The sequence below is a fragment of the Gordonia sp. 11cp genome, assembly GCF_057767225.1.
Genome location: NZ_CM173437.1, coordinates 4886408 through 4909595, shown reverse-complemented (window position 1 = coordinate 4909595; position 23188 = coordinate 4886408). Strand labels below are relative to the sequence as shown.

Annotated in this window: 23 protein-coding genes; 7 read left to right on the top strand and 16 right to left on the bottom strand. The window is 67.7% G+C overall.

The features are described from left to right. Positions 1-120 precede the first annotated feature (120 nt). From eutC to AC3B6C_RS21920, 3 genes are all read right to left on the bottom strand, one after another. A complete protein-coding gene (eutC, locus tag AC3B6C_RS21930) occupies positions 121-927 on the bottom strand; it encodes an ethanolamine ammonia-lyase subunit EutC (RefSeq protein WP_488374140.1) in 807 nt (268 codons plus the stop codon). Next, on the bottom strand, positions 924-2333 hold the full coding sequence (locus AC3B6C_RS21925; protein ID WP_010842348.1) for an ethanolamine ammonia-lyase subunit EutB: 1410 nt from the start codon (positions 2331-2333) through the stop codon (positions 924-926). The genes eutC and AC3B6C_RS21925 overlap by 4 nt, the downstream gene beginning before the upstream one ends. A gap of 128 nt (positions 2334-2461) precedes the next feature. Next, the gene (locus AC3B6C_RS21920; protein WP_488374135.1) at positions 2462-3064 is read right to left on the bottom strand and encodes a TetR/AcrR family transcriptional regulator; all 603 of its coding nucleotides are present in this window, start codon (positions 3062-3064) and stop codon (positions 2462-2464) included. A gap of 78 nt (positions 3065-3142) precedes the next feature. Between AC3B6C_RS21920 and AC3B6C_RS21915 the strand changes: the two genes are divergently transcribed. Next, positions 3143-4030 (top strand): alpha/beta fold hydrolase, encoded by an 888-nt coding sequence (locus tag AC3B6C_RS21915; protein WP_488374133.1) that lies wholly within the window; start codon positions 3143-3145, stop codon positions 4028-4030. A 17-nt stretch (positions 4031-4047) separates the two neighbouring features. Here AC3B6C_RS21915 and AC3B6C_RS21910 read toward each other — a convergent pair whose 3' ends face one another. Continuing rightward, entirely contained in the window at positions 4048-4275 is a 228-nt protein-coding gene (locus AC3B6C_RS21910) for a dodecin (protein WP_010842351.1), read from the bottom strand. 95 nt (positions 4276-4370) lie between these two features. On the opposite strand from AC3B6C_RS21910, the gene AC3B6C_RS21905 reads away from it, so the two are divergent. Continuing rightward, complete coding sequence (locus AC3B6C_RS21905) at positions 4371-4778, top strand: YchJ family protein (RefSeq protein ID WP_488374130.1); 408 nt, start codon at positions 4371-4373, stop codon at positions 4776-4778. Between the two features lie 7 nt (positions 4779-4785). On the opposite strand, the gene AC3B6C_RS21900 is transcribed toward AC3B6C_RS21905, so the two are convergent. The 5 genes from AC3B6C_RS21900 to AC3B6C_RS21880 form a co-directional block, all read right to left on the bottom strand. Beyond that, on the bottom strand, positions 4786-5718 hold the full coding sequence (locus tag AC3B6C_RS21900) for an antibiotic biosynthesis monooxygenase (protein WP_488374129.1): 933 nt from the start codon (positions 5716-5718) through the stop codon (positions 4786-4788). Between the two features lie 69 nt (positions 5719-5787). Further along, positions 5788-7185 (bottom strand): amidohydrolase family protein, encoded by a 1398-nt coding sequence (locus AC3B6C_RS21895; RefSeq protein WP_488374127.1) that lies wholly within the window; start codon positions 7183-7185, stop codon positions 5788-5790. 49 nt (positions 7186-7234) lie between these two features. Next, the gene (locus AC3B6C_RS21890; protein ID WP_010842355.1) at positions 7235-8230 is read right to left on the bottom strand and encodes an antibiotic biosynthesis monooxygenase; all 996 of its coding nucleotides are present in this window, start codon (positions 8228-8230) and stop codon (positions 7235-7237) included. Positions 8231-8496: 266 nt separating this feature from the next. Then, entirely contained in the window at positions 8497-9129 is a 633-nt protein-coding gene (locus tag AC3B6C_RS21885) for a DUF2461 domain-containing protein (protein WP_014927228.1), read from the bottom strand. A gap of 5 nt (positions 9130-9134) precedes the next feature. After that, positions 9135-9794, bottom strand: coding sequence for a CHAP domain-containing protein (locus AC3B6C_RS21880; protein WP_488374123.1), 660 nt, complete (start codon positions 9792-9794; stop codon positions 9135-9137). Between the two features lie 109 nt (positions 9795-9903). Here AC3B6C_RS21880 and AC3B6C_RS21875 point away from each other — a divergent pair, with 109 nt between their 5' ends. After that, entirely contained in the window at positions 9904-11388 is a 1485-nt protein-coding gene (locus AC3B6C_RS21875) for a phospholipase D-like domain-containing protein (RefSeq protein ID WP_488374122.1), read from the top strand. 3 nt (positions 11389-11391) lie between these two features. Here the strand turns inward: AC3B6C_RS21875 and AC3B6C_RS21870 are convergent, their stop codons facing one another. The 7 genes from AC3B6C_RS21870 to AC3B6C_RS21840 form a co-directional block, all read right to left on the bottom strand. Then, positions 11392-11994, bottom strand: a complete 603-nt coding sequence (locus AC3B6C_RS21870; RefSeq protein ID WP_010842359.1) for a TetR/AcrR family transcriptional regulator — start codon at positions 11992-11994, stop codon at positions 11392-11394. Beyond that, positions 11991-13196, bottom strand: coding sequence for an NAD(P)/FAD-dependent oxidoreductase (locus AC3B6C_RS21865; RefSeq protein ID WP_488374121.1), 1206 nt, complete (start codon positions 13194-13196; stop codon positions 11991-11993). Before AC3B6C_RS21865 ends, AC3B6C_RS21870 begins: the two co-directional genes overlap by 4 nt. Continuing rightward, entirely contained in the window at positions 13193-13372 is a 180-nt protein-coding gene (locus AC3B6C_RS21860; protein WP_010842361.1) for a rubredoxin, read from the bottom strand. The genes AC3B6C_RS21865 and AC3B6C_RS21860 overlap by 4 nt, the downstream gene beginning before the upstream one ends. Beyond that, entirely contained in the window at positions 13369-13581 is a 213-nt protein-coding gene (locus tag AC3B6C_RS21855) for a rubredoxin (protein ID WP_010842362.1), read from the bottom strand. The genes AC3B6C_RS21860 and AC3B6C_RS21855 overlap by 4 nt, the downstream gene beginning before the upstream one ends. Next, complete coding sequence (locus AC3B6C_RS21850) at positions 13578-14813, bottom strand: alkane 1-monooxygenase (protein WP_488374120.1); 1236 nt, start codon at positions 14811-14813, stop codon at positions 13578-13580. Before AC3B6C_RS21850 ends, AC3B6C_RS21855 begins: the two co-directional genes overlap by 4 nt. A gap of 360 nt (positions 14814-15173) precedes the next feature. Beyond that, positions 15174-16436 (bottom strand): HNH endonuclease, encoded by a 1263-nt coding sequence (locus tag AC3B6C_RS21845; RefSeq protein WP_488374119.1) that lies wholly within the window; start codon positions 16434-16436, stop codon positions 15174-15176. Positions 16437-17209: 773 nt separating this feature from the next. Then, positions 17210-17809 (bottom strand): DUF8020 domain-containing protein, encoded by a 600-nt coding sequence (locus AC3B6C_RS21840; protein WP_488374118.1) that lies wholly within the window; start codon positions 17807-17809, stop codon positions 17210-17212. Positions 17810-18178: 369 nt separating this feature from the next. On the opposite strand from AC3B6C_RS21840, the gene AC3B6C_RS21835 reads away from it, so the two are divergent. From AC3B6C_RS21835 to AC3B6C_RS21820, 4 genes are all read left to right on the top strand, one after another. After that, on the top strand, positions 18179-19789 hold the full coding sequence (locus AC3B6C_RS21835) for an aldehyde dehydrogenase (NADP(+)) (RefSeq protein ID WP_488374117.1): 1611 nt from the start codon (positions 18179-18181) through the stop codon (positions 19787-19789). 25 nt (positions 19790-19814) lie between these two features. Next, positions 19815-20747 carry a 5-dehydro-4-deoxyglucarate dehydratase gene (locus tag AC3B6C_RS21830; protein ID WP_488374116.1) on the top strand — a complete coding sequence of 311 codons (933 nt, stop codon included), beginning with the start codon at positions 19815-19817 and terminating at the stop codon, positions 20745-20747. 6 nt (positions 20748-20753) lie between these two features. Then, positions 20754-22091 carry a glucarate dehydratase family protein gene (locus tag AC3B6C_RS21825; RefSeq protein WP_488374115.1) on the top strand — a complete coding sequence of 446 codons (1338 nt, stop codon included), beginning with the start codon at positions 20754-20756 and terminating at the stop codon, positions 22089-22091. A 106-nt stretch (positions 22092-22197) separates the two neighbouring features. After that, positions 22198-23091, top strand: coding sequence for a LysR family transcriptional regulator (locus AC3B6C_RS21820; RefSeq protein ID WP_010842369.1), 894 nt, complete (start codon positions 22198-22200; stop codon positions 23089-23091). Positions 23092-23188 lie beyond the last annotated feature (97 nt).

The following is a 23188-nucleotide window of genomic DNA, read 5'->3' as shown; positions in this document are numbered from 1 at the left end:
CGGTTGCCAGACCCTTCGTGACGCGCCCTCCGCAAGCTCCGGGCGCTCCTCAGGGAGCAGGGCCGGCCATCGGGTCTGTGGTTCTTTCGGATTAGCGAGCAGCTGGTACCGCAGCCACTCTCACGACTCGTGCGGGAGCACTTCTGCGTCGTCGATGGCGTCGGGTGTTCCGTTGTGCGACATGTCCTTCAGAGCGATGCCGGACCGTCCGAGTCGTCGGGCGCCGTCGATGAGTGCGGCGGTCGTGGCCGCGGCGACGTCGTAGTGCAATCCGTCGGGCGGGTGGATGTTGGAGATGCAGTTCCGATCGGAGTCGGCACGTCCCGGTCGGGGCAGGTGCGTGAGGTAGATCCCCAGGCTGTCGGCGACCGAGAGGCCAGGTCGCTCACCGATGATCACGATGAGGGTGGTGACGCCGAGGGCCTCGCCGATGTGGTCGCCGAGTGCGACGCGAGCCTCGGTCGCGATGACCGGCGGGGCGATGGAGTACCGGCCGTCGAGCCGGCGGAGGAGGGCCGCGAGGAGACCGTGGCCGTGATCGGCGAGCGCCCGGGGTGACAGTCCGTCGGCCAGCACGATGCCGATTTCGGCGTCGACCCGTGGGACCTGCGACAGATCCTCGGGCAGCCGACCCAGGTCGGGCCGGCGCAGGTATTCGCTGCGTGTCGCCGCGCGACTGGTGACCGTGACCGGGGGATCGAGGTCGAGTTCGCCGATCGAGCGCGCGAACCCCTCGACGTCGAGCGGCTCGTGTACCGCGTCGCGGGCGGCGGCATGAGCGGCCTGAAATTCGAGGACCCGCCGCGACGGGAGCGAATTGCCGGCACGTCCGAGGCCGATCCGCGCCTGCGTGCTCCGGCGGAGTTCGGTCCAGGGGTCGGGCTGCGGAGCCTGATCGTCCGCGGGTGCGGGCCGGGCCGGCGTCATCGTCCGGCCGTCAGCGGCAGGAGGGGGGACTCGCCCGGATCCACCGGCAGGATGCGTCCGGCGCCGTCGGTCATGCCGAGTCGCGCGAGCCAGGATTCGAACTCGGGGGCCGGCCGCAGTCCGAGTGCGGCACGGACGTAGAGCGCGTCATGGAACGACAGACTCTGATAGCCGAGCATGACGTCGTCTGCTCCGGGAACGGCGATGACGAATGCGGCACCGGCGACGCCGAGCAGCGTGAGCAGGGTGTCCATGTCGTCCTGGTCGGCCTCGGCGTGATTGGTGTAGCAGACGTCGACACCCATCGGCAGCCCGAGTAGCTTGCCGCAGAAGTGATCTTCGAGGCCGGCGCGGATGATCTGCTTGCCGTCGTAGAGGTACTCGGGACCGATGAACCCGACGACGGTGTTGATCAGCAACGGGTTCAGCACTCGTGCCACCGCGTACGCGCGGGTCTCCAGGGTCTGCTGGTCGACCGGTTTGCCACCGGTCCCGAGGTGCGCGCCGGCCGAGAGTGCCGATCCCTGACCGGTTTCCAGATACATCACGTTGTCGCCGACGGTCCCGCGGCGCAGTGACCGTCCCGCCTCGTCGGCGTCGCGCAGGATGTCCAGCGTCACGCCGAATCCCTTGTTGGCACCCTCGGTGCCCGCGATCGACTGGAACACGAGGTCGACGGGCACCCCCTGTTCGATGAGGTCGACGGTGGTCGTGACATGTGACAGAACGCAGGACTGCATCGGGATCTCGAAGCGCTGCCGGATGTCGTCGAGCATGTGCAGGAGTTCGGCCGTCGCGCGCGGTGAGTCCGACGCCGGGTTGATCCCGATGACCGCGTCGCCACACCCCATGAGCAGGCCGTCGAGGGTGGCCGCGGCGATGCCCCGCGGGTCGTCGGTGGGGTGGTTGGGCTGCAGCCGCGTCGCGATCCGGCCGGGCAGGCCGATGGTGGTGCGAAACGCCGAGGTGACCCTCGCCGCCGCGGCGACCAGGATCAGGTCCTGGTTCCGCATGATCTTCGACGCGGCCGCCACCATCTCCGGCGTGAGGCCGGGGCCGACGCGGGCGAGACGTTCACCGGCGTCGGACCGGGTCGCGATCTCCAGCAGCCAGTCCCGGAAACCGCCGACGGTCAGATGGGCGATCTCGGCGAACGCGGTCCGGTCGTGGGTGTCGACGATGAGCCGGGTCACCTCGTCGGATTCGTAGGGCACCAGCGCCTCGTCGAGGAATCTGCTGAGCGGTACGTCGGCGAGTTGCCATGCGGCAGCTGCCCGTTCGGCATCGGAGTCCGCAGCGCAGCCGGCGAGCTCGTCGCCGGACCGGCGTGGGGTCGCCTTGGCCATGAGCTCGACGAGGCCGTCGAACTCATGGGTCGTGCCGGCGATCGTCTGGGTGTATCTCATCGGATGCCCCGGGCGGAAGGGGAGTGGTCGCGCGTCATGGTCCCCCGAAGTCTAGGTTCGGTTCCGCGAAGCCGCATGCCGAATGCGGGACCGTCCCGGGCGTCGCACGGGCCGGATGACGCGGCGGGTCAGGCGGGAGCTCCGCTGTTCTCCGGGTCGGCCGTCAGCGCCCGCGCGTAGCCGCCCATCGCGCGTCCGGCAGCGAGGATCGGAGCCGTCGACCGCTGCGTCCGAGCGAAGATGAAAGCGCCCTCGAGGGAGGCGATGACGGCGAGGATCAGCGTTCGCGCCTCCGGCTCGGGCAACCCGTGTGTTCGGTACAGCGCGGTGCCCTGGTCCACCCAGGCGTCCATCACCTCTGCGGCCACCGCCCGGAGTGCCGGCTCCGTGTCGGCGACCTCACCGGCGACGGTCGCGACGGGACACATGTTGAGCCATCCGCTCTCGGCGATGGTGTCGGCTGCGGCGACGAAGGCCGCCTCGATGCCGTCGGCGATGTCGTCATATGGGGCGAGCAGCATCCCGACGAGCTCGCCATACGCCGCACCGGACTGACGCAGCGCGGCGGCCGCGACGTCCCGCTTGCCGCCTCTGAAGTGGTGATAGATGGACCCGATCGGGGCGCCGGCCGCGTCGACGACCTGTTTGATCCCGGTCGCGGCATAACCCTGCCTGCGGAGTAGCTCGGTCATCGCGACCACGATGCGTTCGTCCGTCTTCACCCTCGCCATTCTAGAGCATCTGTTCTAGAGTGATCGTTCTAGAAGCTCCAGACCACGTGCTCGGGTATCCGATCCAAGGAGATCGACATGGAACACCACGACCAGGCGAGAGTGGATCGGTCGACGACGATGCGGCGGGTCGACACGCCGGCCGGAGTCATCGAGTACGCGGACGACGGCGTCGGCGCGCCGGTCGTGTTGCTCCACGGCCTGTTGATGGACCACGAAGTGTGGGATGCGGTGGTCCCGTTGTTGCCCAGCGGGTTTCGGTACATCCGGCCGGTCCTGCCGCTGGGGTCGCATCGGATTCCCCTCGCCGCCGGTGCCGACCTGACGCTGGACGGCATGGTTCGGCTCGTCGCCGATGTACTCGACGCGCTCGACCTCGACGAGGTGACTCTCGTGCATTCGGACTGGGGTGGCGCACTTTTCCTGACCGCACTCGGCCTCGACCGGCGAATCGGGCGGATGATCGTTCTCCCGTGCGAGGCGTTCGACAACTTCCCACCGGGTCTGCCGGGGAAGATGGCGACGCTCGCGGTGCGCCTGCCCGGCGGGATCACCCTTGCCGCACGCCAGTTGCGCATCGGATGGTTGCGGCGGCTGCCCATGCTCTGGGGCTGGATGGTGAACGGCCCGGTCGACCCGGCCCAGATGCGGCGCTGGACGGATCCGGTGCTCACCGATCCCCGGATACGCCGGGATGTCACGAAGTATGCGACCACGGATTTCGATGCCGCCGAACTCATCCGCCGCACCGAGGCGCTGTCCGGCTTCGAGGGCGAAGCTCTCGTGCTGTGGTCGCCCGACAACCGAGTGATGCCACCCGCCCACGGGCCGCGGCTCGCCGAACTCCTACCGCGCGGGCGTTACGTGCCGATGCCGGGCGCGGCGGTCCTGCCCATGCTCGACGACCCGCAGACCGTCGCCGCCGAGATCGGCGCGTTCCTCGCCGACGCGAGACCCGCGTCGTGAGGAACGCGCCCTGACGATCACGGTGTCGCGTCGCCGGAGCCCTCGATCTTGAAACCGACCTTCAGCGTGACCTGGAAGTGCGCGATCTGACCGTCTTCGATGTGGCCGCGGGTCTCGGTCACCTCGAACCAGTCGAGGTGACTGACCGTCGCAGAGGCACGGGCGATCGCGTTACGGATGGCGTCGTCGGTGCCAGAGGCCGAGGACCCGACCACTTCGATGACTCGATACACGTTGTCCGACAAGGGAGTCGCTCCAATCATGAGAACCTACGGGCAGGGGGCGCGGTGGGTCCGCGGCGCGGACGACCGCTCCTCCTGTCTACCCCTAAGATCGAGAGGTGACCAGCAAACCGGCAAACCGAGACGTCCCCGCGAGGTGCCCGTGTCTGTCCGGTCTCGTGCTCGACGACTGCTGCGGACCCGTTCTCGCCGGTGAGCGTGCCGCACCGACCGCCGAGGCGTTGATGCGCTCGCGTTTCACCGCTTTCGCGCTCGGAGATCGGAATCACCTACTCGCCAGCTGGCACCCCGACACCCGTCCCGCCGCGCTCGACCTGGACGAGTCGATGCACTGGTATCGCCTGGACGTCGAGTCGAGCGTCGGTGGGTCACCGTTCGACACCGAGGGTGAGGTCACGTTCACCGCGTATCACCGACGCGGCGCGGAACGGGGATCCCTGCACGAGCGCAGTCGTTTCACGCGATCGGAGGGCCGCTGGGTCTACGTGGACGGGGTCGTCGGGTGAGTACGACTCAGGAGTCGGCGTAGTCCCAGAACTGCAGCCACGTCACGTTGGCGAACACCGTCAGACACAGCAGATAGATGAGCAGGACCGCTCCCGCCCCCGCGATGTTGCTCCGCCGGTTGTTCCCGTCGACCGGATCGAGCCATCGCCGGAACGGGCGTGACGCCCACGGCATCAGCCACCATTGCATGAGAGAGACGCTGACGACCTGACTCAGCCACAACGCCAGCCACGGCTGGGCGCCGAAGCGGTCCAGGGTGGGGCCGAGAAATCTCGAGAGTGTCATCACCGTGGGGTACAGCACCAACAGCACCATCATCGCCGACTTCCAGTTCGGCGTCTGCAGGATTCGGCCGCGGTCGGTGCGCACGGTGGTGCCGAATGCCGTCGTGCTCGCCATCGTCTCGAAGTCGTGGGTCAGACTCGAACGCAGCCCGGCGAGCGCTTCGCCGCGTCGGCTCGACGACACCCAGGCCGCCAGCTGACGGTCCGTGCGGAACCGCAACACCGACAGCGACGTCTCTCGCTGTTCGTCGATGAACAGCGCCGTGCCCTCGTAGCCGCCGAAGCCGCTTGCCGCGTCGGTCAACACGTGTTGCGCCGCGACGAAGTCGCCGACCGCGCCCGCGACGATGTCATGCCGGAAGGCGCCGACACCCGGCGGCGGCGCCCGGCCGTCGACGAGCTCGAGTACGGGCGTCGCCGGTAACCAGCCGTGCGCGCGTCCGGCGTCCAGCGCCGCGCGGTGGTGCGGACCGTCGAGCCACCGGTCCAGGGCGTCCTCGTCGACGAACGTGGTCGCGACCGCCGGATCGAAGTGCCCGTCGGTCACCGCCGAGATCGCGGTTCCCAGGCAGCCTCCGGAGTCGGTGGCCGAGGCGGCCAGCGTCGCGGCCCACTGTGCGAAGTCATCGGCTGGGCCGGCGTGGAACACCGACACCGCGATGATCGCGGTGCCGGCTGCGTCGCCGGCGGCGTCGTGGTTGGTGACGATCGTCGTGTCCGCCGGTCAGACGGTGACCCGACGCCCCTGGACCCAGACCTCGGCGATGGACGCCTCGCGAAGGCCCATCAGCAGGCCGAACAGGGTCTGGTCGCGGGCGAGATCGGGATCGTCGGAGCGTACGGCGTTGTCCAGTGTGGACTTCAGGGCCTCCACGGGTTCGATGACGAGGAAGTCGGCTTCCTTTCCCTGATCGAAGTTTCCGAAGCGGTTCTCCATGTCGAGGGCGCGGGCCCCGCCGACGGTCCCGATGAACAGCATCTCGGCCGGGTGCATCGAGACCCCCGCATCTCCGGGTTCGGTGATGTGCTGTTTGAAGGCGTCACCGAGGACGCGCGGGATCAGCCATTCATCGCCGCCGCCGAAATCGGTTCCGGCGGAGATGTTCACGCCCGCCGCCACGGTGCGCTTCCACGGCATCGTCCCCGACCCGAGGAACAACTGGGACACCGGACAGTGCGAGATCGAGGTGCCGGTCTCGGCCATCCGCGCCAGTTCCGCATCCTGGCAGTGGACGCAGTGCGCGAGGATGGTGCGCGGACCGAGCAGACTCTTGCCGCCGACCTCGGATCCGGGCAGGAACTTGCCGTCGTAGGTGTCGAGGTAGGAGTCGACCTGGTAGACCTCCTTGGTGGTGTCGACCTCGCCGGTGCCGGGGCGGTTGTTCTCGTTGAGGTGGCTGTGGACGTAGACGCCCTGGTCGCGGTACTCGTCGTACAGATCGCCGAGATTCTTCAGCGTCTCGGTGGTCACCGACAGCGAGAACCGCGGCACGATCGCGACGTGGAGCAGCGCGGTCCGGTAGTCGCCGGTGTCGGCCGCGTGCCACTTGTCGATCTCGGCCCGGGTGAGGCGGATGGCCTCTTCCTCCGAGGTCAACAGCGGCTTGGCGGTGTCACCACCGACGGTCTGGATACCGCGGCCGGCGACGATCCGCAGGCCTGCCTTGCGGGTCTCGGAGAACAGGGAATCCTGGGCGTGGGGGAAGGCGGAACCGAACACCATCATCGCCGTCGTACCCGCGGCGACCCGTCGTCTGGTGAACTCGACCGCCGCGGCCTGGGCGAACTCGGGGTCGGCGAATTTCGATTCGGACGGGAAGATGCAGAGGTTGAGCCACTCGAGCAGCTGTCCGCCGCCATAGGAGTCGCCGGCGTAGGTCTGCGGGAAGTGGATGTGGGTGTCGACGAAACCCGGTATGAGGTATCCGCTCGGATGGTCGTGCGACTCGGCCGACGCGAATTCGTCCGGGAGGTCGGCCTTTTCACCGGCGAACTTGATCGTGCCGTCGTCGCCGACGACCAGCGCTCCGTCGGGTATCGACACCAACGCGTCGACCGCCTCGGTGATGGCGGGACTGCCGGCCAGATGGAAGATGTGTCCGTAGTGGACGATCTCGGTCATCGATGCTCCTCGGTTGGTGTGCGTGCGGTCGGTGCTGTCACGGCGAGACTCACGGCAGTGTCCAGACCTGGACCGTGATCAGGTAGAAGATCGCGACCCAGGCCGCGTTCAGCGCGAGGATGAACAACGCGCCCCGGATGTTCGTCCGAGGTTGGGGCGCTCCCGGTCGTGGATGCAGCCACCACCCCAGCACCCGATTCACGTAGTAGGGCATCGTGAGATAACTCATCGCGAAGCTGGACAACAGGTTTCCGACCAGCATGCCCAGCCAGAGCGGCATCCCCAGCGGTGCGGTCATCAGGGTGAGGAACACCACCGTGGGGTAGAGGCCGACCCAGACCGCCACGGAAGTCTTGACATTCGACGGCGGTGGCGCGTCGTCGTCGCCGTGGGAGAACCAGTTGCCGAAGGAGTGGTCGATCCGGCGCAGCGTGAACTCACCGAAGTCGTCGGCCTCGGCCAGGAGTCGGGCTCGCTCGCCGGACGTCAGCCAGGCGTCGAGGTGCTCGGCGGTGTCGAAGCGGTAGGAGATCGTCCACTCCTCTTGGACGCCGGCGATCGGCCGGAACAGCTCGGTACCGCGGAACCCCGGAAAGCGGTTCTCGGCGGCGTCGACCTGCCGTTGCCATGCCAGGAAGTCGTCGACCTTGGCGTCGGCGACCCGGTGCGAGACCACGACGGTGACCAGGGTCTCCGGCTCTGCGGTACCCGGCGCCAGCACGCGGGCGGTGGCCGGACCGTCGAAGAGGGGTTTGCCCTCGTCGACGAGGTCGAGCCGGACGGCGCTGTTGAGCCAGTCCTGCAGGTGACTGACCGAGTCGAACCCGTAGATGGCCGTCCAGTCCGGGTGGCTGGGATCGGGGGCCCGAAGCTTCGACCCGACGTATCCGGGGAAGCGGGTGGCCGCGGTCTCGATCTTCCCGTACCACTCGCGGTAGCGGCTTTCCATACCAGCGTGGACGCGTTGCCCGATGACGAGGGTTGCGGCACCTTCGGCAGCTCCGGACTTCCGCCCCGTCTCGGGACGGGAGATCTCGTTGGTCATGGGTCCTCCGGTGCGAAGTGTCCCGGATCTGCACCACACGTGGGGGGTTGCGCCGGCAGGCATCGGGAAAGAAGATGCGGGACAGGAACTCTCGACGACCACGCGATCCGGGTGGGTCCGCGTTTCCCGCCGACGCGTCGTCGGGATGCTCGGGTGTGATCTCGGACGCGGTCGGCGCCAGTATCACCCCGCGCCGTCCCTGAGCGCGCGCCGAATCGGAGAACTCGTCGTGAATTGGTCCGGGCGGACCGGTGCGATCTCGGGGGTCAGCTGCCGGTCCGCACCGCGATCCATTCGACCAGGGGCACCGTCGCGCGCCAGTCCCGGCGTATGCGATCGACGAGTGCCGCCGAATGGATGATCTCGTCGAATCCGTAGTCCCGGCCCACCGACAGCGATCGGTGGCGGAGCAGTTCGATGCGCGGGTGGTCGACGTCGTATCCGCGGGGCGCGGTCTTGAGCCGGTCCCCGGCGATCTCCCAGCCGTCGGTGGTGAGCCGCCGCAGGAGGCGTTCGAGCTCGGGCCCGCTCCGGTCGTGGTCGATGGACTTGCGCAACTCGGCGAGCCGGGCCGGAGTGGCCTCGTAGAAGCCGGCGCCCACGCGGACACCCGGCGCTCCGATCTGGACGTAGTAACCGGTGGCCGGAGCCACCGCGACGAACGCGCCCTGATGGGTCTTGTACGGCGCTTTGTCCTTCGAGAATCGGACATCGCGATGTGGCCGGAAGATCTTGGCCGGGCCGAACTCGTCGGCCAGCGCGTCGGTCAGTGCCCTCATGGGCTCGGCGACCGCGGAACGGTAGACGTCCTTGTGGTCTTCCCAGAACACCTTGGAGTTGTCGATCTCCAGATCGTCGTAGAAGTCGAGTGCGGCTTCCGGGAACCCGGTGAAGTCCATCGCCGTCACCCGGGAACACCGCGACCGAATCCGACGACACCGCCGTCGGATCGCCAGTCCAGCGAGTGGATGCGGATGCGGCCCATCTCGTTGCCGCCCACGGTGACGGCGGTCTCACCGTCGACTGCCACGACGATGTTGGTGTGTTGGCCGAAGCCCGACGACCGGTCGTAGAGCACGACATCACCCACCCGGGGGGCGCGGTCGCCGACGGCTTCGAAGCGGCCGGCGGCCTCGTAGTACTCCTGCAGCGTGTACACGCCGGGGATGCGCCAGTGACCCGAGTGTGGGTTGGCCAGCGGACTGCCCGCCGCCCGCATGATCCAGCTCACGAAGTTCGCACACCACGGCTCGTCGGCGCCCTCGGAGAAGAACGTTCCCGGTCGCTGGGCGGCGTGTTCGCGCCGCACCGCTTCGACGATCCGCAGCTGACCCGGTGTGAGTTCCGATGCGTCGACCTGCGGAAATTCGGCGGTGTCCCAGGGCAACCAGCGTTCGGGCACGGCGTGCCACGCGACCAGGCCAGCGCCGGCGACGACGACTGCGACCAGCGCCGCGGCGATCGCGGTCCGCCGACCCCGCCGACGTACCGGGCGTGTGCGCGCAGCGGCACCCGCGGGTCGGTCAGCAGTCGGGTCGGCGCTCACCTCGACGAGTGTAGGCATCGTTCGCGCCGCCCGGACCCGACCCGGCCTCGCCCGCAGGGGCCGCACGCGGTCTTGGCACAATGGGACGCCGGTCGGGGGGCGCAAGGCGATCCAAGGAGAGAACGCGGTGGACGAGTCAGCTCACGAGCCGATCCTGCGTGCGGGGGACACGTGCCGGGAGATCGCGACCGCGGATCGCGTCGCGTGCATCGTCGACGCCGCGGACTATTTCCTGCATGCGAAGTCGGCCCTCATGCAGGCGCGGCGGCGCATCGTCCTCATCGGCTGGGACGTGGACACCCGCATCAGGCTCGACCCCCGTACCGCCGACGACGAGGTCCCGGACGTGCTCGGTGACTTCCTGCGGTGGCTCATCGACAACCGCCCGGAACTGGAGATCCATGTCCTGCGCTGGAGTACCGGCGCGTTCACCGGAATCCTGCGCGGAGTCGCGCCGCCCTTCGTCCAGGACCTGCTCACCGGTCGCCGGCTGCACTACCGGATCGACGCCGCGCACCCCGTCTCCGCCGCCCATCACCAGAAGATCGCGGTGATCGACGACCAGTTCGCCTTCTGCGGCGGCATCGACATGACCGTCAACCGCTGGGACACGTCGGAACACCTGTCACACAACGAGTTCCGTCGAGACCCCGACGGCCGACCGCACGGTCCGTGGCACGATGTCACCGTCGCCCTCGACGGTGACGCCGCACGCGTGGTCGCCTCCGTCGCGCTCGACCGCTGGGAAGCCGCCACGGGCGAATGCCTCAAGCCCCTCGTCGACACCGACGGCCCCGACATCTGGCCGACGGATCTCGACGTCACGTTCACCGACTGCGACGTCGCGGTGGCGCGGACGATCCCGCAGTACGACAACCGGCCCCAGGTCGAGGAGATCCGGCTCTTGTACCGCGCTGCTTTCGCCGCGGCACGCCGCACCATCTACATCGAGAGCCAGTACCTGGCGGCCCGGGAGGTCGCGGATGCGCTGGCGGAACGTCTGGCCGAGCCCGAGGGGCCCGAGATCGTCCTGGTGCTGCCCCGGAACGCGGACAGCCCGGTGGAACGACTCGCCATGGACGGCGCGCGGCACAAGCTCCTGCAACTCCTGTGGCGCGCCGACAAATACGACCGGTTCCGCGCGTACTACCCGGTGACCGCCGACGGTGACCCGATCTACGTGCACGCCAAGGTGCTGATCGTCGACGACGTCCTCCTGCGCATCGGATCGTCGAACCTCAACAACCGGTCGCTGGGATTCGACAGTGAGTGCGACGTCGCCATCGAGGCCGATCCGCGTGATCCGGCGGACGGGAACCTGCGGGAGACCATTCTGTCCATGCGTACGCGCTTGTTGTCCGAACATCTGGGCGTCGACGGCCAGGTGTTCGACGATGCTGTGGCACAGGAAGATTCACTCGTGCGCGCAGTCGATCGGCTGACCGGGCCGGGGCGGACACTCGAGGCGTTCGATCGCGAGACGATCGACGGCGAGCAGTCCCTCATCGCGGAGAACGAACTCGTCGACCCCGAGGACGCGAGAGTCGGCACGATCGACCGGCTCTATCGCGCGGTCATCCGGCGCGGCACTCGGAACCTGTTGCGCCGCTGATCGTCACACGCGTGCGCGGGCGACTTCGACGGCCGGGGCGATGATCGCGGCGAGGTCGGACGCCACATCCCGATCGCCTTCGGGAGGCATCGCGATGTAGCTGAGCGCCATCCGGGTGATCGCACGCGAGATCCGCACCACGTCGGAGTCGTGCATCGACAGCCAGGTGGACTCGCGGAAGGCGTCGGCCAACCGGTCGGCCGCCGTGGTGATGATCGGCGCGGCGTCGGTGGTGATCAGCTTCATGAGGTCGGGTTTGGCCTCGCCGGACAGCAGCGAGGCGATCAGCGGATCGGTGGCGACCCCGGCGAAGAACTCACCGAAACCCTTGTGCAGGGCTTCGGTGACGTCGCCGACGGAACCGGCAAGCGAATCCGCCACATGGCCCGCGAATCGGCCTGCCAACCGGACCGCGTAACCCTGCGCGAGTCCGTAGCGGGACCCGAACTCGTTGTAGACGGTCTGGCGGCTGACCCCGGTGGTGGCCGCGACATCGGACATGCGCACCTCCGCCCAGTCCCGTTCCAGCAGCAGGTCGTGCAGTCCATCGAGCAGCGAGTTGCGCAGCAGGGCCTTGCTGTCCTGTGCGTAGTTGCGGGTGGTCATCCGCCGACGCCGGCCGGCTGGAGGGAGGACTCGATCTCGGCGCGCAGGGACCGCCCGGAACCACCCCTTCCGATGCAGACCGCGCCGACGAGTCGACCGGCGGAGAACGAGCGGACGATCGAATTCGAATCGTCGGGCTCGACGTCGACACGATCTCCCGCGTTCGGCCACCCGACGAGCTGGATGTTGGTGGAATACTGCATCGTCCAGGCCAGTGGCACACGCGGCACGGGTGCGGCGGTGTCGGCGTCCAGCCCGAGGTCGGCGGCGATCGTCATGGCGACCAGTCTGCCGTGCTCGGTCGCGGTGAGCCACTGCTCCGCACGCATCGGCGCCCCGGTCAACGGATGCGGACGCGCGGCGACGTCACCCGCGGCATAGACGCCGGGCACACCCGTTCGCAGCGAATCGTCGACGACGATGCCGGCCGGATCGACGGGAAGTCCAGCGCTGCGGGCCAAACCGAGCTCGGGTTCCATCCCGATCGCACTGATCACCGTCCCCGTCAACGTGCGCCCGTCAGACAGCGTCACCGAGTGTGGGCCGGTGGCGACGGGCACCGCGCCGGTGAGAATCCGCACACCACGTTCGCGATGCAGCGTTGCCACCGCCTCGGCCACCGTCGGCGGGACGACACGGGACAGGAGCGATGAACCGCGCTCGACCACGGTGACGCGCGATCCCTCACCGGGTGTCGCGACCGCCGCGGCGATCTCCAGACCGATCAGTCCGCCGCCGATGATGATCACTGATCCGTCCGCGATCGCCTCCCGAAGTCCCTCCGCATCGCGCCGGGTGCGTAACGAGGAGCAAGGCGACGACCGGCCGGGCAACCGCCGGGCCCGTCCGCCGGTGGCCAGGACCAGCGCGTCGTAGGCGACCTCGCTGAAGTCGGCGAGGCGGACCCGCCGCGACGAGGGGTCGATGTCGACGACTCGGGTCGAGGTCACGATGTCGATGCCCCGCTCCGACCAGTACCCGGGCGGACGAAGCGTGATCTTGGTGTCCGACAGGTCACCGGCGACGAGGTTCTTGCTCAGGGCAGTCCGACGGTAGGGGAGGTGTGGCTCCTCTCCGAACACGGTGATCGTCCCGTCGAAACCGTTGGTACGCAGTGTCTCCGCGGCGGTGATGCCGGCGACGCCGGTACCGACGATCACCACCGATTCGCTCCCGGGGCCGCCGGCACGGGCGACGCTCACGGGCGGGCCACCTCGATCATCTCGAAATCGGCCTTTGCCGCACCGCAGTCCGGGCAGCTCCAGTCGTCGGGGATGTCGGCCCACCGTGTGCCCGGCTCGATGCCGTCCTCCGGCCAGCCGAGCTCCTCGTCGTATTCGAAACCGCAGACCTCACAACGGAAGAGCTTGAAGTTCATCGGACTGACACTCCTTCGCCGGATCCATTCGGCCCACTCGCTTCGCCCTCGGCCGCGAGAAAGTCGACCTTCTCTCGCACACCGCAGTCAGGACACGCCCAGTCGTCCGGGACGTCGGACCATGCGGTGCCGGGCGGGAATCCCTCACGGGGTGCGCCTGCGGTCTCGTCGTAGACGTAATCGCACACCGGGCAGCGGAATGTGCTCATCGCGGCGACACCCCGTGCTCGGCGAGGACGCGCTCCCGGCGATGCGGTGCGATGTTGATGCGTTCGACGTCTCCGTCGTAATGGTCGAGCACCCGCTTGTCCATCACCCGCCGCCAGATCGGCGGGAAGTAGGCGAGCGTGATCATGCTCGCGTATCCGCTCGGCAGATTCGGGGAGTCATCGAAGCTGCGGAGGGTCTGGTACCGCCGGGTGGGATTCGCGTGGTGATCGCTGTGCCGCTGGAGGTGGTACAGGAAGATGTTCGTGCAGATGTGGTCGGAGTTCCAGCTGTGCTCGGGTGTGCATCGTTCGTAGCGTCCGGTCGTCGTCTTCCGGCGGAGCAGACCGTAGTGCTCGAGATAGTTGACGGTCTCCAGCAGCGAGAACCCGTAGACGGCCTGGATCACGAGGAACGGCAGGATCTGCCAGCCGAAGGTCGCCATGAGCGCACCCCAGAGCACGATCGACATCGCCCACGCGTTGAGGACGTCGTTGCTCGGGTGCCAGAAGGGCTTGCCCGCACGCTCGAGTCGCTTGCGCTCGAGTCCGACGGAGGACTTCAGGCTTCCCCAGACGCTGCGGGGAAGGAAGCGCCAGAACGATTCTCCGAAACGTGAGCTGGCCGGGTCCTCGGGGGTTGCGACTCGCACGTGGTGCCCGCGGTTGTGTTCGATGAAGAAGTGCCCGTAAAAGGTCTGGGCGAGAGTGATCTTCGACAGGCAGCGTTCGAGGTCGTCCTTCTTGTGACCCAGTTCGTGAGCGGTGTTGATCCCGATCCCGCCCATCGCGCCGACTGACAGGGCCAGCCCGATCTTCGAGGCGAGACCGAGCCCGCCGTCGGTACCGAGCCAGCTGAGGTCGTCGGCCGTCCACAGATAGCAGGCCATCACGAGGCTCGCGATCTGGAACGGGATGTAGACGTAGGTGCAGTAGCGGTAGTACTTGTCGTTCTCCAGCTGCTCCATCAGCTCGTCGGGCGGATTCGATCCGTCGGGCCCGAAGAAGACATCGAGGATGGGCAGCAGGACATAGACCAGCATCGGCCCGATCCACCACCAGACGGGCGAGAGGACCTCGAAGCCGTGGCCGACGGCATTGAAGCCGGCGACGAGCACCATCGCCAGGAAGATCGACGTCGGTGGTATCAGGCCGAGCAGCCACAGATGGCGCTTGCGGTCCTTCCACTCGAGGTGGGAGTCGTCCGCGGTGGATGGGGTCGATGCGGTACTCATGGGCGCTCCTGTAGGGACGGGGCTGTGACGTACAGCACTGGACATTAACCAAGACAATGTCCGTTGTCTAGACATAGTCGGTGATTTGTAAAGCGTGATTGCGAAGGCAGAGTCCGCCGAGGGCCTCGCTCATCCACGGCCGGTCGTTGTACAGGGGGTCGACCTCGCTCGCGATTGTGGGTGTTCGCGCTCGTTCGGTTTGTACTCAGATCCCCGGGACCCTCGTTCCCGCTCAGCGGTGCCGAGCGGGAATGAGGCCCGAGCGCCTCTCACTATGGAGTTGTCAAAGGACGGTCGCGGTCCCGGACGTCAGCCGGGTGCGGAAGGTGCTACGCGAAATTGTCTGCTGGTTGGGTGTGGTCAGGCGGCGTTGTCGAGTCGCATGGTGCGCCGGTTGTAGGCGGGTAGCGGACGTCGTTGTGGGTCAATGTCGGCGGGCGGGATGAGCCAGGGGTGTCGGTCGTAGCCGAGGACGATGTCCCAGCCGTGGTGGTGGACTTGTGTGTGGCAGCGTTGGCAGAGTAGACACCCGTTGTCGAGGTCGGTGGGTCCGCCATCAGCCCAGTGCTCGATGTGGTGGACTTGCGTATGCGATGGCGGTGCACCACATTTGATGCAGCAGCCATCTCTGACGATCACGGCTTTACGTAGGTGCGCCGGGAACAACCGCCGGGCGTGCCCCATCTGCAATGGAACTCCCTCACTGTCGAGAACGATCTCGGTCAACGACCCGTCGCACGACAGTCGTTTCGCGGTGGCCTGGCTGACGGATCCAGTCCACGGCAGGGTTGCCGGGTCGGCGCCGGCGGCGGGGATGGTCACCAACAGCTGCGTGCGGGGACTGCCGATGCTGTCGATGCTCGCACCCAATGCGGCTTGGTCGAGGATCAACTCGAAGGCGTCGGCGCGGCGTTGCTCGGCGGTGCGTCGGTCGTCTGCGCCGTCGGGTTCAGGTCGTGGGCAGGATCGTTCGTCAATCATCGCGAGGAACTTCTCGCCGACCGTCTGGGTCAGGTCGGCGCGGATGTCGATGCGGCCGTCGTCGATGGTGTGGACGTTGACGGTGTTCAACGACGAGTCGTCGGCGGCGGGGATACCGGTGTCGGTGGCGTCGGCAAGGGTGTTGGCGATGGTGCGGGCGTGTTCAACCACTTGTGCCGGCGTCGCGCCCGAGAGTGCTTGACCGATGAGTTCGATCTCGTAGGCACTCTTGTCGTTGTCGGAAAGTCCTTCGGGACAGCGTTTGTCGATGTGCGACATCCCGCGGACGATGGCATCGACGACTTCGGATGACAGGCGTCCGTCGGCGGCGTGACGTGCCAGGGCGGGCAGCGTGGGTAGGCCGTCGACGCTTCGCATGATGCGTGAGGCGATGGCGGGTGCGTGTCCCATCTCGATCAAGAGCTGCCGGGTGGTGCCACCTGCCTTGTGTGCGACTCCGCGTTCGTCGAGTTGTGCTGTGTGGGTAATGATCTGGTGGTCGACGGCGTTGCGGATCAACCGGAGCACGTTCAACGCGTCGAATGTCGCTGTGCCCGTGGGGTCGTCGGTGGGCGGTGCGGTCTCGATGAGTTGATCGAGGAGGGTGGTGAGCTCTGGCATGACTCCAAGGTACAGGAACATTCGTTCGATTTCGAGGAGTTTCCACAAGCTCGGGATCGCGAAATCTTCGACTGTGCAGTCGATTTCGTCGACTGTGCGTAAACCGTTGACAGTGGTGAACTACCGTCACACCCGTCTCGCAAACCGGCCCGAATGGGGGCGCATTTCAGGATGAGTCGGTTCGAGTTGGGGAGTGTGTCCCGCCGGGCCTTCGCGCTCTCGCCTTGGGTTGCAGTCGCACGTCCGTTGCTCCGTTTGAGCTGGCGGCATCGCACATGAAGGACCTGAACGGCAGAGGATACTGCCCGCGCCGCACGGGCGCACGCTCGGCGAGCTCACTGGTTCCACAGCATGCTCGCGGGGAGTGGAGCAGCGGTCGGTGGCTGTAGGACCGGAGGCCGGCGCGTAGAGACGGGCGCTGGTCTCCATTGATTCGCAGCCACATTCACGCGCGTATGTGTTGATCTCGGTCGCCCTGCCGCGTCGCGAGGTAACCCGCTGATCTGCGACGCCCCGGCCGGGTCCGCTGTCCGCGGACGACGTGCAGTGTCGACTTGTGAACGCATGACTCGGCCAGAAGGTGTGGTCAAGTAGTGCGGGCGGGTGGGACGCGTGTCCGCTGTCCAGGGCAGGCGACCGGTGCGCGACCGCCCTCCATCACGACGGAGTCCAGCCACTCGCGGACCGCGCATCGTCGAAAATGAAGAATCCCCAACCCCGCTCAGCGGAGTTGGGGATTCGGTGTCAGGCCGCGGTCCGGTGGGATACTCGGGCAGCGGTGTCTCTGCTCGGTCTCAGGGCGTGTTGATCCAGTCCAGGATCGACTGGCCGGCGCGGAGATCGCCGTTGTTGATGCCGATGACCGCGCCGATGGCAGCGCCGACGCCGGCGCCCCAGACGCAGCCGACGATGATGATGCAGCCGATGACGAGTCCGGCGAGCGCGCCGATCGCGGTCGTGACGTTTCCGCCGCGGTTCCAGCCGTTGGTGATGTGCCAGATCATCTTCTGGTAGGCGCGGTCCTTCTTCGCCGACGCCGGGCGGACGCCGGCCGCGATCGCGGCGCGCGCCTCAGGGGAGAGGATCGGCGTGAACGTCGCCTGGGTGCGATCGGCGGAGACCTGCGCGCGCATCGGAACCGCGGCGCCGTCGAAAGGCAGCACGAGTCCGATCCGTTCGATGGTCCGTCCGCGGGAGTCGACGACCTGGAGCTCCTGCTCGCCCGCGACGAACGTCGCGTTGCGCAGCTGGGAGACGATGGAGGTCCCGTCGGCGGACGCGCTCGAGTGGTGGGACGGCAGCGCGGGCGCGGGTGCGCCGTTGGCGGTGCCGAAGGAGATGGTGAGTGCCGAGATGGCCAGGGCCATGACGGCGATCAGGCGAATGCGCTTCATCGGTTCTGGATTCCGCTTTCGTCGAGTGGATGGTGTGCGCGATCCGACGGACGGCACATCAGGTGTGGCTCGGCGAATGTGCGTTATGTCGGGTTCGGCGCAGTGATTGTCCCATCACAGGTTGTCTTCCGTCCGACCGGAGGCTCGGCGTGGCCCGTCCGGATGACGCATCGGACATCGGTCGGCCGCTCCCAGCGCGAGCGAATCACCTGGAATGATTCATCATCCGCATTGATGGCGTCACTAATTGACTTGGACATGAATGGATGACCGACTCTACGGTCGGGACATGGCCGAACTCGGCGCGAGGCCGTCGCCGACGGCGACCGCCACTCCGGCAGACGCAGACTCACAAGGAATGGGACCACGATGACCATTGCGCACCGACCCGCACCGCTGACGACGCAGGACCTCACCGGCCAGCTGATCATCGCGGGTGAGCGGGTGACCGGCTCCGGGAATGCCGTCCACGGCATCGACCCCACCACCGGTGGGCGACTGCTGCCCGCATACGCACACGGCACCGAGGCCGATGTCGTCCGTGCGACCGCGGCCGCGGCAGACGCCTTCGCGCCCTACCGGGCGACCTCGTCGGAGGACCGGGCGCACTTCCTCTCCACGATCGCCGACAACCTCGACGCCGCGACCGAGGTCCTCGTCGAGCGCGCGGTCGCCGAGACCGGGCTCCCGGCGGCGCGCATCACCGGCGAGGTCGGTCGTACCTCGGGCCAGCTCCGCCTGTTCGCCTCGGTGCTGCGGGAGGGCAGCTGGCACGGCGCCCGGATCGACCCCGCACGCCCGGACCGTACGCCACAGCCGCGCGCCGACATCCGGCAGCGCAAGATCCCGCTCGGGCCCGTGGCCGTCTTCGGCGCCAGCAACTTCCCGCTCGCGTTCTCGGTCGCCGGCGGCGACACCGCATCGGCGCTCGCGGCCGGGTGTCCGGTCGTGGTCAAGGCGCACGACGCCCACCCCGGCACATCGGAACTCGTCGGCCGTCTGATCACCGACGCGGTCGCCGTCACCGGGATGCCTGCGGGTACGTTCTCGCTGCTGTACGGCGCCGGACCCGAGCTCGGCATCGCACTTGTCACCGACCCGCACATCAAGGCGGTGGGATTCACCGGATCACGTTCGGGTGGAACGGCTCTCGTCGCAGCCGCGGCATCTCGGCCCGAACCCATCCCGGTGTATGCGGAGATGAGTTCGATCAACCCCGTCTTCCCGCTCGATGGTGCGTTGCGTGCCGACGCGGCGGGCCTCGGCCGCGCGTTCGTCGGCTCACTGACGATGGGATCGGGACAGTTCTGCACCAATCCCGGCCTCGTCATCGCCGTCGACGGCCCCGACCTCGACACCTTCGTCGCTGCGGCCGCCGAAGCGATCTCCGCGTCCACCCCGACGCCGATGCTGACTCCGGGAATCGCTGCGAGCTACGCGTCGGGTGTGGACGAGTTCGTCTCCGCCGCGGACGTCATCGCTCGGTCGGAGGAGTCGAATGCGCCCAATACGTGTCGGGCCGCGCTCTTCGGCACCGATGCCGAGACCTTCCTCGCGTCGGCGACGTTGCAACAGGAGATCTTCGGGTCGTCGAGCCTCGTGGTGCGATGCCGAGATGCGCAGCAGGTACGAGAGGTGGCCGCAGAGCTCGAAGGTCAGCTCACCGCGACCGTCCATGCCGTGGACTCCGACCGGGACGATGCCCGCATCCTGCTCGAGGCCCTGGAACTCAAGGCCGGCCGAATTCTCTTCAACGGGTGGCCGACCGGTGTCGAGGTCGGACACGCGATGGTCCACGGCGGACCGTATCCGTCCACCTCCGACAGCCGTACCACCAGCGTCGGGTCGCTCGCCATCGAGCGATTCCTGCGACCCGTGGCCTATCAAGACGTTCCGCCGGCACTGCTGCCGCGGCCGATCGCCGACGGCAACCCCGACAACATCTGGCGCCGCGTCGACGGCGAACTCATCCGCGACTGAACCACACCCCATCCAAGGAGTCCCAATGCTCAACGGCGTCTTGTTCTTTCCCGTCACACCCTTCGACAGCAGCGGTGAGGTGGACTACCGGCGCCTCGCCGAACACATCGACCGCGGGGTGGCGGCCGGCCCCGGTGGCGTCTTCGTCGCCTGCGGCACCGGCGAGTTCCACGCGCTCGGACTCGAAGAATTCGGCCGGATCGTCCGGTGCGCGGTCGAGACCGTCGCGGGTCGCGTCCCGGTGTTCGCCGGTGCCGGCGGCTCGATCGTCCAGGCCCGGGAGTTCGCGGTGAGTGCGAAAGCCAATGGCGCCGAGGGTATTCTGCTGCTTCCCCCGTACCTGGTGACGATGCCACCGGCCGGTCTCGCCGAGTACACGCGATCTGTCGCGGCGGCCACCGACCTGCCGCTGATCGTCTACAACCGTGGCAACGCCGTGTTCGACGAGGAGTCGGCGATCGAGGTCGCCCAGCTGCCGACCGTCATCGGTTTCAAGGACGGCACCGGGGACCTCGACAACGTGTCGCGCATCGTGATCGCGGTGAAAGAGGCGCTGGGGGACTCCAAGGAGTTCTTGTTCTTCAACGGCCTGCCCACCGCGGAGATCACGCAACAGGCCTACCGTGCCATCGGGGTGACCCTGTACTCGTCGGCGACCTTCGCCTTCGCCCCGGAACTGGCTCTCGCCTTCTACAACTCGCTGGAGAACGGCGACGTCGAGTTGACCGAGGCGTTGTTGCGAGAGTTCTTCCATCCCTTGGTCCGTCTGCGTAACACCGTGCCGGGGTACGCCGTCGCGCTCGTGAAGCACGGTGTGACGATGGAAGGGATCGAAGCCGGCCCGGTACGCGCGCCGTTGGTTCAGCCGACGCCTGAGCACCAGGCCGAGCTCGAGCGGATCACCGCAGCCGGCCGGGCGGTGCTGGCAACCACTCTCGCCGTCCAGGCCGCGGTCTGAGAAGTCATGTCGACGAACACAATGGACACGGCGCCGGTCGGCTTGTCCGCCATCGAGACTCCACGGGCCGACACCACGATCGCGAAGGTCACCGTCACCCCGGTCGCCTTCGTCGACCCGCCGTTGCTCAACACGGTGGGTGTTCACCAGCCCTACGCACTCCGGGCGATCATCGTGATCGAGACGGCCGATGGTGTGCGCGGACTCGGCGAGACCTATGCCGACACCGCGCATCTCACCCGGATGGAGGCCGCCGCCGAGGCGATCATCGGTCTCGACGCGTTCGCACTCCACCGCCTCCGGGACGCGATCGACGCCCGGATCTCGACGCTGACGGTCACCGGAGGCGACGGGGTCGCCGGGATGATCACCACGGCCAGCACGACCGATCGTGTCTTCTCGCCGTTCGAGGTCGCCTGTCTGGACATCCAGGGCAAGACCCTCGGCCGCCCGGTGAGCGACCTGCTGGGCGGACGTGTGCGGGACCGGGTTCCGTTCAGCGCGTATCTGTTCTACAAATGGGCGGCCCACCCCGGCGCCGCCGGCACCAACGGTCTGCCGGACGAATGGGGTGAGGCGATCGACCCGGTCGGTTTGATCCGACAGGCCCATCGGATGATCGACCGGTACGGGTTCACCGCGATCAAACTCAAGGGCGGGGTGTTCGACCCCGACGAGGAGATCGCCGCGATCAAGGCGCTGCACGCGGAGTTTCCCGGCGTGCCGCTACGTCTCGACCCCAACGCGGCGTGGACCGTGGAGACGTCGCTGCGCGTAGCGGCGGAGCTCGAGGGCATCGTCGAGTACTTGGAGGACCCGACCCCGGGCCTCGACGGGATGGCCCGGGTCGCCGAGCAGGCGAGCATGCCGCTCGCGACCAACATGTGTGTCGTGGCCTTCGACCATCTCGAACCCGCGGTGCGGAAGCGGTCGGTCTCGGTCGTGCTGTCCGACCACCACTATTGGGGCGGACTGCAGCGGTCGCGCCTCCTCGGCGGCATCTGCGACACCTTCGGACTGGGCCTGTCGATGCACTCCAACTCCCACCTGGGTATCAGTCTCGCCGCGATGGTGCATCTGGCGTCCGCGACACCCAATCTCACCTACGCCTGTGACACCCACTGGCCGTGGAAGACAGAGGATGTGGTCAAGCCAGGAGCCCTCCGCATCGTCGACGGTGCGGTACCGGTCCCGACCGGCCCGGGACTGGGTGTCGAACTCGACGAGGAGTCGCTGGAGGCGCTGCACCAGCAGTACCTCGACTGCGGCATCCGCGATCGGGACGACACCGGCTACATGCAGTCCATCGATCCCGGCTTCGTGAACTCCAGCCCGCGGTGGTGACCACCGGACGCGGTCTGGATGAACCCTCGACCGGCACCGGAGACGTCGGCTAGCGTCATCCACACCACCCCGTAGATCACGGGGCCACGATGCCGAAAGTGGATCGATGTTCTCTCTGTCGCGCCTGTCCTGCTTCATCGCGGTCGCCGAGGAGCTGCATTTCGGCCGGGCCGCCGAGCGGCTGCATATGACGCAACCCCCGCTGAGCCGGCAGATCCAGCAGCTGGAGCACGAACTCGGCGTCCAGCTGATCGAACGCAGCAGCCGGGCGGTGTCGCTCACCGCGGCCGGTGCGGCATTCCTTCCCGACGCGCGGCGGATCGTGGCGCTCGCCGAGGGGGCGGCGCTGACCGTCCGCCGCGTGCCGGCCGGCGACCTGGGGACCGTCAACATCGGTTTCACGGGTGCCTCGGCGCGGGCGGTGTTGCCCCGCCTCATGCAGACCGCCCGTGAGAAGCTGCCCGACGTACGGCTCGTGCTGCGGGAGATGGTCACCGTCGCGCAGGTCGAGGCGCTGGTTCGTGGGGATCTCGACCTCGGCATCGTCCGGCCACCGATCTCCCGGCCCGGTGTGAATTCTCGTCCGCTGCACCATGAACGGCTGGTCGCCGCCTTGCCCGCCGATCACGAGTTCGCCGACGTCGAGCACCTGGCGATCGAGGACTTCGACGGTCAGGCGGTCATCATGTACTCGCCCACGGACGCTCGGTACTTCAACGAGCTGCTCATCAGTACGTTCACCGCGGTCGGGGCATCGCCCCGCTACGTCCAGTACGTCACCCAGGTGCACACCATGCTCGTGCTGGTGCATTCCGGGTTGGGGATGGCGCTGGTGCCGGAGTCAGCGATGACCATGCACCCCGACGGCGTGGTCTTCAAGGAGGTGACCGCGATCCGCGATCGCCCCGTACAGATGAACATCGCCTGGCGTGCCGACAACGCCAACCCGGCCCTGGCGCGGCTGATGAGAGACGTTCTGCCTGAACGGGAATGGATCTGACGGCGACCTGGGTGCTCGGAGAACCGATTCCCGTCGACTGTGCGCCAATTCCCGTCGACCATGCGTCGATTCCCGTCGACTGGACCGGCAGAACGCA

Excerpts from the sequence above, each read along its gene's own strand:
- eutC (WP_488374140.1), bottom strand. The coding sequence starts at position 927 with ATGACGCCGGCCCGGCCCGCACCCGCGGACGATCAGGCTCCGCAGCCC.
- AC3B6C_RS21925 (WP_010842348.1), bottom strand. The coding sequence starts at position 2,333 with ATGAGATACACCCAGACGATCGCCGGCACGACCCATGAGTTCGACGGC.
- AC3B6C_RS21920 (WP_488374135.1), bottom strand. The coding sequence starts at position 3,064 with ATGGCGAGGGTGAAGACGGACGAACGCATCGTGGTCGCGATGACCGAG.
- AC3B6C_RS21915 (WP_488374133.1), top strand. The coding sequence starts at position 3,143 with ATGGAACACCACGACCAGGCGAGAGTGGATCGGTCGACGACGATGCGG.
- AC3B6C_RS21895 (WP_488374127.1), bottom strand. The coding sequence starts at position 7,185 with ATGACCGAGATCGTCCACTACGGACACATCTTCCATCTGGCCGGCAGT.
- AC3B6C_RS21890 (WP_010842355.1), bottom strand. The coding sequence starts at position 8,230 with ATGACCAACGAGATCTCCCGTCCCGAGACGGGGCGGAAGTCCGGAGCT.
- AC3B6C_RS21885 (WP_014927228.1), bottom strand. The coding sequence starts at position 9,129 with ATGGACTTCACCGGGTTCCCGGAAGCCGCACTCGACTTCTACGACGAT.
- AC3B6C_RS21880 (WP_488374123.1), bottom strand. The coding sequence starts at position 9,794 with ATGCCTACACTCGTCGAGGTGAGCGCCGACCCGACTGCTGACCGACCC.
- AC3B6C_RS21870 (WP_010842359.1), bottom strand. The coding sequence starts at position 11,994 with ATGACCACCCGCAACTACGCACAGGACAGCAAGGCCCTGCTGCGCAAC.
- AC3B6C_RS21860 (WP_010842361.1), bottom strand. The coding sequence starts at position 13,372 with ATGAACTTCAAGCTCTTCCGTTGTGAGGTCTGCGGTTTCGAATACGAC.
- AC3B6C_RS21855 (WP_010842362.1), bottom strand. The coding sequence starts at position 13,581 with ATGAGCACATTCCGCTGCCCGGTGTGCGATTACGTCTACGACGAGACC.
- AC3B6C_RS21850 (WP_488374120.1), bottom strand. The coding sequence starts at position 14,813 with ATGAGTACCGCATCGACCCCATCCACCGCGGACGACTCCCACCTCGAG.
- AC3B6C_RS21845 (WP_488374119.1), bottom strand. The coding sequence starts at position 16,436 with ATGTTCCTGTACCTTGGAGTCATGCCAGAGCTCACCACCCTCCTCGAT.
- AC3B6C_RS21840 (WP_488374118.1), bottom strand. The coding sequence starts at position 17,809 with ATGAAGCGCATTCGCCTGATCGCCGTCATGGCCCTGGCCATCTCGGCA.
- AC3B6C_RS21835 (WP_488374117.1), top strand. The coding sequence starts at position 18,179 with ATGACCATTGCGCACCGACCCGCACCGCTGACGACGCAGGACCTCACC.
- AC3B6C_RS21830 (WP_488374116.1), top strand. The coding sequence starts at position 19,815 with ATGCTCAACGGCGTCTTGTTCTTTCCCGTCACACCCTTCGACAGCAGC.
- AC3B6C_RS21825 (WP_488374115.1), top strand. The coding sequence starts at position 20,754 with ATGTCGACGAACACAATGGACACGGCGCCGGTCGGCTTGTCCGCCATC.
- AC3B6C_RS21820 (WP_010842369.1), top strand. The coding sequence starts at position 22,198 with ATGTTCTCTCTGTCGCGCCTGTCCTGCTTCATCGCGGTCGCCGAGGAG.